8 protein-coding genes are annotated in these 14575 nt (G+C 40.8%); 3 read left to right on the plus strand and 5 right to left on the minus strand.

Translation table 11 applies throughout. The annotated features are described in order from the left end of the window. Positions 1–111 precede the first annotated feature (111 nt). On the plus strand, positions 112–909 hold the full coding sequence (locus B6K83_RS05425; RefSeq protein ID WP_085283955.1) for a PEP-CTERM/exosortase system-associated acyltransferase: 798 nt from the start codon (positions 112–114) through the stop codon (positions 907–909). Positions 910–919: 10 nt separating this feature from the next. Beyond that, complete coding sequence (locus B6K83_RS18675; RefSeq protein ID WP_085283956.1) at positions 920–2872, plus strand: ThiF family adenylyltransferase; 1953 nt, start codon at positions 920–922, stop codon at positions 2870–2872. Between the two features lie 573 nt (positions 2873–3445). Here B6K83_RS18675 and pepA read toward each other — a convergent pair. The 3 genes from pepA to prsT (B6K83_RS05445) form a co-directional block, all read right to left on the minus strand. After that, positions 3446–4306 (minus strand): flocculation-associated PEP-CTERM protein PepA, encoded by an 861-nt coding sequence (pepA, locus tag B6K83_RS05435; protein ID WP_085283957.1) that lies wholly within the window; start codon positions 4304–4306, stop codon positions 3446–3448. 166 nt (positions 4307–4472) lie between these two features. Beyond that, positions 4473–7139 carry an XrtA/PEP-CTERM system TPR-repeat protein PrsT gene (gene prsT, locus B6K83_RS05440; protein ID WP_085283958.1) on the minus strand — a complete coding sequence of 889 codons (2667 nt, stop codon included), beginning with the start codon at positions 7137–7139 and terminating at the stop codon, positions 4473–4475. 15 nt (positions 7140–7154) lie between these two features. After that, the gene (prsT, locus tag B6K83_RS05445) at positions 7155–9902 is read right to left on the minus strand and encodes an XrtA/PEP-CTERM system TPR-repeat protein PrsT (protein WP_085283959.1); all 2748 of its coding nucleotides are present in this window, start codon (positions 9900–9902) and stop codon (positions 7155–7157) included. 357 nt (positions 9903–10259) lie between these two features. Here prsT (B6K83_RS05445) and xrt point away from each other — a divergent pair, with 357 nt between their 5' ends. After that, entirely contained in the window at positions 10260–11657 is a 1398-nt protein-coding gene (gene xrt, locus B6K83_RS05450) for an exosortase (protein ID WP_085283960.1), read from the plus strand. Here the strand turns inward: xrt and B6K83_RS05455 are convergent. Continuing rightward, positions 11625–12758, minus strand: coding sequence for a hypothetical protein (locus B6K83_RS05455; RefSeq protein WP_085283961.1), 1134 nt, complete (start codon positions 12756–12758; stop codon positions 11625–11627). The two genes, xrt and B6K83_RS05455, sit on opposite strands and share 33 nt — an antisense overlap. A 1283-nt stretch (positions 12759–14041) precedes the next feature. Continuing rightward, the gene (locus B6K83_RS18540) at positions 14042–14320 is read right to left on the minus strand and encodes an REP-associated tyrosine transposase (RefSeq protein WP_408607186.1); all 279 of its coding nucleotides are present in this window, start codon (positions 14318–14320) and stop codon (positions 14042–14044) included. Between the last annotated feature and the right edge of the window lie 255 nt (positions 14321–14575).

The following is a 14575-nucleotide window of genomic DNA, read 5'->3' on the forward strand; positions in this document are numbered from 1 at the left end:
AGTGATTATTGAAAAAAAACATGCGTTTATATTAGCAAATACGCTAGATGTTGGTATATTCTTAACTGTACATAACTTAAATAAAACAGTCATAAAGGTGTGGATTGACCAATGAGTGACTTTTCAATTGCAAAACATTTTAATCAGTACTTTAAAATTCATTTTGCTAGTACCAAGGAACTAAGGCAAGAAGCCTTTAGGATTCGCTATGCAGTTTATAGTGCTGAATTGGGCTGGGAGCCGAAAAACAACCAGCAAATGGAAACTGACGAGTGCGACGACTATGCCTACCATTGCCTTTTAGAGCACAGACGTACGGGTAATTTTGCTGGCTGTATACGGCTAATCATTCCTCCAACAGACACACCTGATAAAGCCTTGCCTTTTGAAGCAAATTGCCTAGCAAGTGCCCGCAAAGAAATACTCGATACCACAGCATTAGCTCGAGGAAGCTTTGGTGAAATATCTCGTTTAGCGGTTCTGTCCTCATTTAGGCGACGCCCTCATGAAAAAGACGTGCCTTTTGTGCTTAACAATGTCAATTCACAAACCGTTTACACTGAAGAAGAACGTCGTAATTTTCCTAACATTGCCATGGGGCTGTATTTAAGTGGCATTGCCTTGGCAAGCTTATGTAACCACGCAGGCATGGTGGTAATGATGGAGCCACGATTAAACCGACGCTTAAAGCGTTTAGGCTTACCGTTTCAACAAATCGGTGATGATATGGATTATCATGGTCGGCGCGCGATGTTCTATTTAGATAAAAATGATTTCAAACGCGAGCTAAACGAACAACTTAAAGAGCTTTACGATATTATCAAAAAGGATATGGCAGAGCAGATAGAGTTAAAACCCTATAACGATGCTCCTTTTAAGATCCCAAGCACGGATGTCACCGACAGATAACGAGGCAACAATGAGCGAGCAATTTGACTACCAGTTAGCATTTTCACGAAATATTGGTTGGGTTACCGAAGACGAACAAGCGATTTTGCGTACTAAACGCATCGCTATTGCCGGCATGGGTGGCGTCGGCGGCTCGCATTTGCTCACTTTAGTCAGAGCTGGCATCAGCCAGTTTAATTTATCAGACTTCGATGAATTTGCTTGTGAGAATACTAACCGACAAGCTGGCGCTAACACGGCAAGTTATGGTAAAAAAAAGCTCGACGTGATGGTTGAAATGGCACAAGCCATTAACCCTGAAGTCGATATTCGTTTATTTCCAGAAGGCATTAACCACCACAATACTGAAGATTTTTTGTCTGACGTTGATTGCTACGTTGATTCACTAGATTTTTTTGCACTTGAAGCGCGAAAGCACGTCTTTAAATTATGTGCTGACAAAGGTATTGCTGCCACAACTGCGGCCCCAATTGGCATGGGAACTGCGTATTTAAACTTTTTACCCGGGAAAATGAGCTTTGAAGAGTACTTTCGCTTAGAAGGCTACAGTGAGCATGAACAATACCTAAGGTTTTTTCTCGGCTTAACCCCTGCCGCATTACAACAAGCTTATTTAGTTGACCCGAGCAGATTAGATCTGGCCAATAAAAAAGGACCTTCTACCATGATGGGCTGTCAATTAGCATCAGGCGTGGCTGGTTCTCAAGTACTGAAAATATTACTCAATCGAGGCAAAGTATTGAATGTGCCATGGGGTCTCCATTTTGACGCCTACACCAACCAATTTAAAAAAACCTGGCGTCCCGGTGGCAACAACAATCCGATACAGCGCTTAGCATTTAACATTGGTAAGAAAAAACTGCTTGGCAACCTAAGTCCCACCGCAACCACAAACACTAAGCCATTATCATTGATTGAAAAAATACTCGACTATGCCCGATGGGCACCTAGCGGCGACAATATGCAAGCTTGGCAGTTTGAAATTATTAACGAAACAAGCTTTATTATTCATGGTACAGATACGCGCGAACATTGTGTTTATGATTTAGATGGTCATTCTAGCCACCTAGCACATGGTATTTTATTAGAAACCATCGCCATTTCAGCCTCACAATTTGGCCTCAACATTGAGTCGACCAACGACTTTACTGATCCACAGCACATAAAAATCACAGTAAACTTAGTTGCCGACGAGTCCATTAAGCCCAACACGTTACTGCCCTATGTTAAAATTAGAGCGGTACAACGCAGAGCCATGGGCACGCGGCCATTATCTGAAAGTGAAAAAGCGGCATTAGAAAACGCATTACCTGAAGGCTTTAGCGTTACTTGGTTTGAGTCATTTGATGATCGACTTAAATTAGCGAAGCTCAACTTCTGCAATGCCAAAACGCGTTTAACAATGAAAGAAGCTTTTCATACCCACAAAAACATTATTGATTGGCATCAGCAATTTAGTGAAACGAAAATTCCAGAAAAAGCACTGGGTGTTGACTGGGCTACCGCAAGATTAATGCAGTGGTTATTTAAAGACTGGAAGCGAATCGAGATTGCAAATAAATACTTTGCTGGCACCTTAATGCCACGAATTCAACTCGACTTTATCCCTAGCCTAAAAAGTTGTGCCCACTTTGCCATTCAAGCAGATAAAGAAGCAAGTTCTATTGAAGACTATGTCAATGCAGGTCGAGCTATTCAACGTTTCTGGCTGACTACTGCAAAATTAGGCTTAGGCTTTCAGCCAGAGCAAACGCCTGTGATATTTGCTAAGTACCTGCGCCAAAATATCGAATTTAGTCAAGATGAGGCGGTAGTGGAAAACGCTAAAAAAGGCAAAGCCATGTTTGAAGCTTTATTAGATAACACCGAGAATACCTTATTTTTAGGACGTATTGGCCGCAGCCAACTACCTACTTCACGCTCTACCAGGAAACCACTCACTGAGCTCATTATCAAGACTTAATCGCTATCAAGCTACCCGCTAACTTTCTATTTGGCGGGTATAGCGAACAAACAAGCAAAGCAAGCACTATAGCCGCTGCTAAGTCACTTTAAAGCACTTCAGTTTACAACACCTCACTTTAAGCACCACAATAGACCATGCTATTGGTTTTTATTGTCGATAAGCCAAACTCAGCAATGGAATTTTCAATGGACGAAGCAGCGAGGCAAGTAATAAGCAGATATAACCCCATTTAACTCAAAAGCTATCAGCAGCCGTTTTATTGTTGCGACTAAAACTCACATGCTGAGCACTCATTAACATCACTTAACAGTTATGATGCCGCCAGACTTAAACGTGATGCCGCATTTTTTATCTTCGCCTCTTCGCTAGCTAAGCCTCTCTGCTGAGCTTTCAACTATCTTTTCAACTGAGTTTTCAACTAAGCTTTCAAATATGCTGCTACAGTATACTGCTATCGCAATTTATCAAGCGCCGGCATGTAAATATGCATAATTGAAGATTGGTAGCGACAAATTTTAGCCATAAAAAAACCGAGTTATTAAACTCGGTTTTTATGATATCGGGTTAAGCTTAGCTACGACGACGAGTGCCAGCAAAACCTAAAAGACCTAAACCTAAAATAGCAAGTGTAGTAGGCTCTGGAACATTAATCGCCATATTACCATCATGGTCAACATTAAACACTTGTTGTCCGCCTGCGGCAGCGTAATTAAAGTTCAAACCATTAAGGTTTTGAACTGTCGCCGCATAGTCAATACCGATGGGGTTGGTTAATGTTGATAAGTCAGCGCCCCAACTGGTAAAAAAGTTACCCGCCGTGAAATTACCTGTCATAGAAATTTCACATGAGCTAGGACCATTAATTGAAACATCACCAGTGCCAGCATCAACGACTGTATCTAGTAAACAGCTACCACCGTTAAGGGTAAACGTAGCTAACGATACTTTAGTTTCACGGTCATTAGTGCCGCCAAAGCCATCTAAGTTACCATCAACACCAAACTGATCCCAATATAAGTACAATTCTGCACTTGGTAGGGCTGTAAAGTTTACATCTGTGTCATTAGGACCACTTTGTGTTGCAGTACCTTGCACATTGTAATCAAAATACAACACCATATCTGATTCCAATGGGCTACCATCAAAAGTGGTGTTTGAATAAAACTGTGAGGCATTATTAAGCGTTAAAGCAACCACACTGGTTGAGCCAAACTCATCAAAAAAGTCAGGTCCAACAATAGTGCCATCATTATTCGAATCAGTTTGAGTCACTGTTGCTGTCTCGGCTAAAAAGTCGATTAAGTCAAATGTTACATCAAAGCCGCCGTATTGCGAGCCCATGAAGTCTATCTCACTAGCTGTCGCCGAAGTTGATACACCCGCGACTAGAGCTAATGCTATTAATGAGTTCTTCATTTTAAATTTCATCATATTTTCCTTATATCTGTGATCAACATTGTTAGTGTTATTTCGAATTCATAATCGAATTACTCACTAATAATGCACACTCTATGCCAAGACATAAAACAAACAATAAAACAACAACTTAAATAATTTCGTACCGTTACCCTAGGCCAAACTGTAAAATTAGTTGACACTAATTACCCGATAACTCCTTTGCTTGCTGGTAATGGTTTTTAATTTCCTGTGACTCTGGAGCCAGTCCATAGGCTTGTGTTAAATACTCCAGCCCTTTATCGTGCTCGCCTTTTTGTACTTTGATCCAACCTAGGGTATCAAGTACAGCTGGGTGGTTTGGCATCTGCTTAAACGCGGCCTCGGCGTACTTATCTGCCTGCTCTAGTTGATTTAGCTTTAACATATTCAATGCTAAATTATTCAACGCAATAATATTTTTTGGGCGATATTCTAAGACTTTAAAATAGTAACGATTTGCCTCGTCGTATTGCTCAGTGGACGAGAAAAATTTCGCTAAGGTAAATAAGCCTTTTAACGATTTGTTACCGCGCTCATACTCTTTTTTTAGAAGCTCACCAGCTTGTTGTACTTGTCCCTTAGACTTCAAAACTTCAGCTACTAGTGTCGCTGACTCAATTGATGGCACACTGTTGTAATAACTAAGCAATAATTCTTCTGCTATATCTAAGTCTCCCGAAGCGAGTGCAAGTTCGCCCTCTAATCGATCCATTAACGTCGAAGCAACGTTATTATTTTTCAGGGTTAACAGTGTTTTTTTAGCATCAGATAAAAAGCCAAGCTCGGTTTGAAAATGAAGCTTTAACAACAACAGCTGCGCATGCTCAGGAAAAACCTTTTCTGCTGACTTAATCGTGCTATAGGCCTCTTCATCTCTTTTTAACACATCAAGTGTGGCAATTATTTTCAACCAGCTCTCAAGAATATTAGGCGATAACTCTTTCCATTCGGTGAAAGTCTCCAATGCATCTTCAAACTTTCTGGCATACAATTGGCTATCACCCAATATTTTCCAACCAATGGCACTTAACCTGGCTTTCTCGCCACTGAGCAACTCGATGGCTAACGGAGATTGATTCTCGTGTCGATACACTATAGCCATCGCAATTTTAGGTGCCAGTAAACTGGGGTGCGCTTGCATATGTGCCTGAATAAAAGCTTTCGCGTCTGCTAGTTTATCTTCTGCGCGCAATAGACTGATAATGACCACCATAGATTTCAGGTGATCTGGCTTTGCCGCTAAAATATTTTTAGCGGTCTGCATGGCAAGTGCGTTGTCATTAATTTTCATCGCGACACGAATCAAATTCAATTGCCCGCCCATATGCGTCGGCTCAATGGCCAATGCCTCGTTAAGCATTTCAATGGCTTTTATATTTTGTTTCGAATGATAATAAATAATAGCTTTTAACACTAAGCCGTCAGCTGGGCTTACTTGCTGCCACTTTTCGGCGGCCACCAAAGCTTGTGATAAATCATTATTTTGTAAATGGGCTAGCGCAATGGTTAACCAAGCGCTGTTCACTTCAGCATCACTTTTTATCGCCGCTTCCAGTTCATCAACACCGGATATATCGGCAGTTTGCAACTTTAATAGCCCTTCGCGCAGTAAGTTAACGGTATTATTCTCATCAAGCTGATTGGCTTTAGCGATCAGCTCTTTCGCTTTATTGACATCGCCGGATCTGGCTACTTGCATTGCAGCTTCAGCAAATAATTCACCATCAATTTCGGATAGCTCATCAAACTCTTCTATGCTCTCTAATGCCCCTTGCTCATAGCCTAATTTCAATTGCAAAAAGGTAAATAACCGTAGTAAGTCGCTTTCAGGTGGCAAACTGTCAACATAGTTGTTTAAGTGTTGATATGCCGTTTCAAAGCGCTTTAATTTAAACGCACTAATGCCTGAGATTAAGCGGGTCAACTGATAATCCAAACCACTGTTAATGGCTTTTTCTGCGTATTCAAACGCAATATCATACTCTTTTTTCAAAAATGCTATTTGCGCTTTTAATTGCAATGCTAGCGGTGCTTCTTGGAATACTTTTAATAGCTTGTCAATTTTTAGCTGTGCTTGATCAAGATCTTGCGCGCCTATCAAGGCATTAACCTCAAGCAGCCTGACATAGTGTGCTTCATGGTGATAGCTTACATAATTAACAAAAGCCTGACTCGCCTGTTCAAACTCTTTCATGGCCATAAGCGTATAACCTTCAAGCAGCAGAGCTTCGGTAAAATCAGGCGTGGTGGCTAGCAGATCTCGCGCTAAGGCTAAGCTGGCTGGGTATTGCTTATTTAAATAATTTATATAGCCATCAGCTAAGGCGGTATAGGGAGAGTCTTCGCTTAAAGACAACGCCTGCTCTAAATAATCTGCCGCTTTTTCTTGCTCACCCTGGTTCATTGCCGTTATACCTGCATATGTCAGTACCACAAGGTAATGCTCTGCACTCAATGCGCTGGTTTCATCGACAAAGTTATACACTTCGTCAAATTCATTCATTTTTGACATGGCTTGCACTAAAGGCGCGGCTACTTGTGGTAAGCTCAAACCGAGCTCAACCGCTTTCTCCAGTTCCTTTTTTGCACTGGTATAGTTACCAAGCTGCAAATAGGCTTGACCCAAAAGCAACCGGGTATTGGCATCTTTTGGAGCAATTTGAATAGCGTTTTTAAGTTGAATAATGGCTTTATTATAATCTTTCGCCTGTAATAAAGTCTGACTGTCCGCTATATATTGTTCAGCAGACTTATTTTCACCACACGCACTTAACGTCAGCGCTGCTGACATTAAAACCATTGCACTTATGCTGCTCGTTTTTTTCATAATAATCCTTATTAATTACAGAGACGTTAGTAACGCATTCATTTTATTTTGTTGCCTGCTTGTTCTGGGCTTTAAGTTAGCAAGCAATTGTTTTGCTGCATTTTTTCGGCTATTCAAGATCAATATCTCTATATAATTTAGCGCTATATCAATATCTTTACCGTCTGAAATTTCAAATGCTTCTTTCGCTTTGGCTAACGCGCCACGCTTGTTATCAAGTTTTAATAAAACCTGCGCGAAAGTGTCCGCGACATTGGCTATGCTTGGGTCAAGTTTGTAGGCGATTTCTGCATACTCAAGTGCCTTTTTGTACTGACCGTTTTCCATAGTTAGCCATGCGAGGTTATTAGCAATAATCACATTATCACTTTGGCTTAGCATGAGTTTTTCATATTCATCAATGGCTTTTTCTGGTGCTGTAAGGAGGTAATTATTCGCTAGCATCATTCGAACACGATCATCTTGTGTATTGTTCTCTAAGTGCTGCTGTAGCACCTTATTCGCTTGTTCTGGTTGTTTGTTACCTCTATGGGCGATCGATAATAAAATCGCATTGGGGCTCATGGGGTAGGCTTGGTAAAACGGCGCTAGTTTTTCTACTGCGCGTGCATAATCTTTTTCGAGTAACGCAATACGACCTGCTAAGCCCGATCTCAACTCGGGCCTTAGATCCTGAAATTGCGCATCTTGATAAAGTTTTTTAGCTTCATAGGTATTAGCTGTATCGAGTAACAATTGCAGCTTAACCAGTTTTAACAGTAAATCATCTTGATGGTAGTTCAATAATGCTTTGTCTAAATATTGCAACGCCTTTTCAAATTGCCGTTGCATTACATAATAATCTGAAGCCAAAAGCACAGGTTCAATGTGGTAAGGATTCGCTTGCAGCCATTTTTCAATGGTGGTGATTAATTGCAAGTCATTGCCTTGTTGTTTGTAAATATTTATCCGTTGCAACCAAGCTTTTTTCGGCGTTTTCACGCTATTATCTATGGTGTTGGAAACCGCCAATGCTTGCATTAAGTCGTCTGATTTAATCAAGGCATCAATATAGAGTAAGGTTAAGTCAATATTATCAACGTGTTTTTCATAAGCTTGTTTTATTTGAGCTAAGGCTTTTTCATCCGCTTGAACCGCGTAGTAATATCGTAAAGCCTTTGGGTTATCCGGAAACTTATCAACCGCACGTTGCGCAAGCTCGCGCGCGCGCTTTTTGTTATCAGCTAAAAAGTTAAGCTTGGCCAATTCGGTTAGCGCAAAAAGGTTATCTTGCTCTTTTGATAAACTGGTATCTAACGCTTGTTTTGCTAGGTCTATTTGCTGCTGGGCAATATAAACCGCTGCCAACATATTATAACTGCCCGCATTTTCTGGGTGTTTTGCTTGCCACTTTTCTGCCAGTTCAAGGGCTTTATCTAGCTTACCCGATTGCAAGGCAGCAAAGGCGATGGCGATCTCGGCACCTTTTAAGTCGGGGTCGGTTTCTAGTGCTAGCTCGAGGTCGTCAACACCAGACGGATCATTCATTAATAGCTTTAACATGCCATGACGAGCATTGGCGATGGCGGTGCTATCTTTGGGGTTGGTTGCGGACTTTTCAGCAAACTTTTTTGCTTCGCGCGTGGCGCCCACTGAGTATAAATTAAAGCTTAAAGCGGAAAGAAACTTTTCATCTTCATGGCTTTGCGGTGAAAAGCTGTCCAGTGCATAGGTTAAGTCATCAATTAAGCCAAGCTGAAACTGGCTGACGATTAGCATTTTTTTTGCAGGATGCTCGGGCACTAAAAACTTTTCAATAGCCGATAAGTGACGATGCGCCTTCTCAAAATTTGACAAATAATACGAGCTCACCCCTGCCACTAAACGCACTTGAGCAGAATTGAAGTTACTCTGCATGGCTTTTTCTGCTAACTCAACCGCAATTTGAAAGTCTTTACTGACAAAGCGAGCCATGGCTTTAACATAGTTTGCTAAAGGCTGTCCCGGTATCAATTTTAAAATTATATCGGCATATTTTTCAGCTTCGTTATACTTTTTGGCTTTCAGCAAACTATCAGCAATTAATAAATAAACAATACGTGCGTTTGGTTGCAGCACTTCATAACGCTTATAGTGCTTGCTCGCCGTTAGAAAGTCTTCTTGGGCGCTAGCCACTTGTGCCGCTAACATAACAACTTCAGGGTTACTGTCGTCTATGGCATCAATTTTAGCGGTTAAAGCTTCTGCTTTATCAAGATCTTGGTCATATAAAGCCAGATAAGCTTGAGAGAGTATGGCAAAGATACTGCCGGGCATTAAACTCAAAGCTTGCTCTGACGCTTGCCGCGCTGGGTTAATTTGTTGTGCTCGAATGGCGGCTAAGGTTTTATAGGCCAAAAATTCTACTTTCAGCTCTTGCGGCAATTGCTCTGTGTCAGCAAGCGCTAAAACACTTTCATTGTCGTCGGCAAGCAAATAAGCGCGCGCAAGTGCTGGCGTTAATTTATTGTCTAGATAGCCTAGTGCTTGTGCTTTTTCCAGCTCTTTAATGGCCTCTAAAGCACTGCCTTGTGAAAGATAATACTTCCCTAACAAAAATCGTGCTTCTGCGTTATTGGCGTCAATTTTTAGGGCATTTTTTAATTCTATTTCTACGGTACTAAATTGGCTTTTTTCTATCGCCTGTTTAGCTTTTACGATGTGATCTTGGGCTGTACTCGTTTCGCCACAAGCCGTAATTATTGAGGTAAGCCCTATAGATGCTATGAACAGATTGAGTTTCAAACTATCAACTCCTTTTGTTTTTTATTTATTTTTAACACTGATACTAAGTATGCACCTTTTAAAGAATTAAAGTAGTGATGCCATCACTTTATTTCAGCGAAAGTTGTTACTTTACAATAAACTTAAGCTGATGATTCAATGCTTACTGGTTGCACAGTTTAATATTAGTCTGATATTACTTACTCTGTGGATTAAATATAACCGTTTTATAATCGTTAAATAAAGACAAACTAATAAAAGCTTGTTAACTTGACTGTTACAGTAAATAGATGCCATACAAAAGTGCGCTCGGAGCACTATTTAAAATAGCCGAGAATTTTTAACGGCACACATAATAAAAACAATATAAAAGACAAAATGACAACATTGACTCAAAATTTACCAGCAACAAGGCCAACCATAAGCATGCAACTTATCGGTGTTTTTCTGATCCTACTTGCAGTGTCTCTTTTCAACGTGCCTGTATTAACGACGTTATGGCGGCACAGTTTTGACGACGGCACTTATTCTCATGCCTACTTAATTCCATTTATTACCCTGTATTTATTTTATTTGCTACAAAACGCTGGAAAACTAGTATTTCGAGACCGATTGTCGTTGCCAGCATCTTTATTATTTGTGCTTGCTTGTTTGGCACTATTTATTACCAGTACGGCACAAATCAGCTTAGGTTACTGGTGCGCCCTGCTAGCTGTACTGATATCTAGTATCAACATGCTGTACCGATTCAATAAATACATAGTTTTTCCGAGCTTGTTCTTAATATTTATTCTACCAGTTTGGGGCTTGCTCACTATCAGCCTGCAAAATATTTCGGTAAAAGCCGTGACTTATTTAATGAGCTTTACGGGTATACCTACTTATGTTGAAGGCAACTTTGTCACTATTCCAGCGGGTGTCTTTGAAATAGCTGGCGGCTGTAGTGGTCTACGGTATCTTATTGTTGCGTTAGCCATCAGTTCATTATTTAACTTTCTGTATATTAAAAATATACGCAAAGCTTTGCTGTTTTTTACTATTGCCATCGTAGGTGCTTTGATAACCAACTGGCTAAGAATAACCGCTCTGATCTTAATTGGTGAGTATACCAATATGGAAAGTAGCCTAATGGAAGATCATAATACCTTTGGCTGGTATTTGTTTATTCCCTTTATGGTGCTGTTATTTTGGTGGGGTAATAAAATTGCTGACTTTGACTTAACTCGGGTACAGGCTAAACAAACTTATGTCGCTAGCTCTCCCCAAGCTATGACCTTAACGCTAGTCATTTGTGTACTGGCTTTGTCTTCAACCAGCGTAACTCGTCTATTCGCTCCTACGCCAGCAGAAAATATGCTGACAAGCGATATCAATATCGCCATTAAACCGCAAATTCATTTTTATAGCTTTGTGCAAGCTGAAAATACGGCTAGCACAACTAAACTGGTCTATAGCTTTAACGGTGAAGATTTAGATGGAAAGCCCAGCTATTACGACAATAGCTTGATACCAAACGATTGGCAGCTAGTGTCACAAAGCGAGCATGATAAGGATCAGCTTATTCATATTTCAAACGGCGCTAAAAGTGCTTTAATCCTTGCTAGCTATGCCATTAATGGTCAGCACTACGCTTCGCTTCGCGCCTTTAAGATTACCCGATTAAAATTAGCCCTTAAAAACATTAGCCAAAGCCAGCTGCATTGGCAGTTCATTCCTTGCACACGCTATAATTGCCAAGGTGAACTACAAAAGCTCCAAGCTAATATCATCAACTAAAACGCTACCTTCATAATAATTAATGTGAGGCTCACCAAGCATAAAGTATTCAGGATAAGCACTACCGCGAGGCCAGTCGGTAAAGCTTTTTCCTGAAATAACATTGTGGGTGTTATTTATGCAATTTGGCGTCAACTCTTCTGGTGTTTGGTTATAGTGAAAAATACAGTTTTTTCGATAATCTATTCTATCGGTATAAATTGTTTGGCCGGCATGCTTAAAACGACCTTCAATCGCAAACTCATAATATAGCGCGGTGCGGGTAAAAGTGACGGTATACCATTCGTTTGGCAAGTAATAATCAACAGGCACGTCTGATATTTTTTGCCAACGGCCATCAAGATAGCTAATAAATTTCTTACCAAAAACTGGGTGGGTGGCACTTTTGCCATCAAGTGCAATGACATTCACCGTGTTTTGGAATTTATCCCGATTCCAACTATCGATAACAAATTTTCGGTGGTGATGCATCCATACATTATTATGAGGTCTAGGTGGGCTATCTAAAATAGCTAACCAATAAAAACCATTATGGCCAACACTTGATAATTGCCGCCATGGCTCCGCGGTTTCATTGCCATCGCTATAACCATTTAGTGCTGTGTCATCGCCATAATTCGCAAAGCCTATTCTTAAGCTAATACGGTATTTAGGCGGTAATGGATGTTTAGAGCGCAAAACTACGGCATCAGTATGCTCAGGCGTGCTAATTTTTAATACTTGGTTGTCAGGGTCTTTCGGATCAGTGGTTACGTCCAGATAGTCAAGTATGATTGGATCCGCTGTTCGCGTATATAACTCAGCCACAAGCCAATCACCTTTTCCGATATCAACCGTATTCCTAAATGCAGGCGGGGCAATGATATTTTTTTCTTGGTAATATTCGCCAGACTCAGAATAAGGCCCTTGATATTGCGCGATATCATAACGCCATTTTGGTACCTCATAAAAAGGTAAGTCGTCAAAATTTTGTAGGTTTATTTTTGCTAATGCGTGCAGAGAGTTATTATCTTTAGCTTCGTTATAAACCAACTCTGGCTCAGAGCAACCGAACAGAATAATTAGAATAAAGCCTAGCACTAACGCTGAATTTTTGTTCATGTCCATCTCCAAAAAAGTACCCTTTTTAGCACATAGAAAGCCTATGACGGACTGAAGTCCGACCTACAGATAGCTGTTTTACTATTAATCTTCGCCCCTATGCTGTTGTAGGTTGGACTTTAGTCCATCAGCCCCAGCACAGTTGGCATTTTAAAACCTATGACGGACTGAAGTCCGACCTACAGATAGCTGTCTGACCATTAATCTTCGCCCCTATGCTGTTGTAGGTTGGACTTTAGTCCATCAGCCCCAGCACAGTTCGCATTTTAAAACCTATGACGGACTGAAGTCCGACCTACAGATAGCTGTCTGACTATTAATCTTCGCCCGTATGCTGTTGTAGGTTGGACTTTAGTCCATCAGCCCTAGCGCAGTTGGCACTTTAAAAACCTATGACGGACTGAAGTCCGACCTACAGATAGCTGTTTTACTATTAATCTTCGCCCCTATGCTGTTGTAGGTTGGACTTTAGTCCATCAGCCCCAGCACAGTTGGCATTTTAAAACCTATGACGGACTGAAGTCCGACCTACAGATAGCTGTCTGACCATTAATCTTCGCCCCTATGCTGTTGTAGGTTGGACTTTAGTCCATCAGCCCCAGCACAGTTCGCATTTTAAAACCTATGACGGACTGAAGTCCGACCTACAGATAGCTGTCTGACTATTAATCTTCGCCCGTATGCTGTTGTAGGTTGGACTTTAGTCCATCAGCCCTAGCGCAGTTGGCACTTTAAAAACCTATGACGGACTGAAGTCCGACCTACAGATAGCTGTCTGACCATTAATCTTCGCCCGTATGCTGTTGTAGGTTGGACTTTAGTCCATCAGCCCTAGCACAGTTCGCATTTTAAAACCTATGACGGACTGAAGTCCGACCTACAGATGTCTGCCTGATTAGTAATCTTCGCCCCCTATGCTGTGTAGGTTGGACTTTAGTCCATCAGTCCTAGGACAGTTGGCACTTTAAAAACCTATGACGGACTGAAGTCCGACCTACAAATAGCTGTTTTACTATCACGCTTCAACTGTATGTGGTTGTAGGTTGGACTTTAGTCCATCAGTCCCAGCACAGTTCGCATTTTAAAACCTATGACGGACTGAAGTCCGGCCTACAGATAGCTGTTTTACTATCACGCTTCAACTGTATGTTGTTGTAGGTTGGACTTTAGTCCATCAGCCCCAGCACAGTTCGCATTTTAAAACCTATGACGGACTGAAGTCCGACCTACAAATAGCTGTTTTAGTCCATCAGGGTAAATTTAAAACTTATATAAACACTGGTCTACAAATAAACTGAATTCCAAAACGAATAATCAGCAATATTATTCACTAGTCCTTTTCTTAATGGGTTAGCAACTATATATCTAGCTATTTTCTTTCTATCCTCATCCACTCTTAAAGCGCGATCATAAAACGATGCTTGCCAAAATTGCTTCTGCTCATTACGCTCTTTATTGATAATAAAGCTAGAGCTTCCCTTTAATCCCTTAATAATATTAGGCAATGTTGAGCAATTAAGATTTAAACGTAATAGACCATGAAAATGATCAGGCATCAGCACCCAAGTCAGCCATTAACAATTATGCTTAGTTTCATTAGTAATTATTTGCTGCGAAAATAAGCATGCCAGATTAAAGTCATGAAAATATGGCTCCCGATTTTGGGTATTAAAAGTAACAAAATACTCACCATACACATACGAATAGCGCCCTTTACGCAAATCACTCCACGACATAAAAAACCTCCTTGTTTTTTCAATTATTTAAAACCTATGACGGACTGAAGTCCGGCCTACAGATAGCTGTTTTACTATCAC

The organism is Colwellia chukchiensis, from assembly GCF_002104455.1.
Lineage (GTDB): Bacteria > Pseudomonadota > Gammaproteobacteria > Enterobacterales > Alteromonadaceae > Cognaticolwellia > Cognaticolwellia chukchiensis.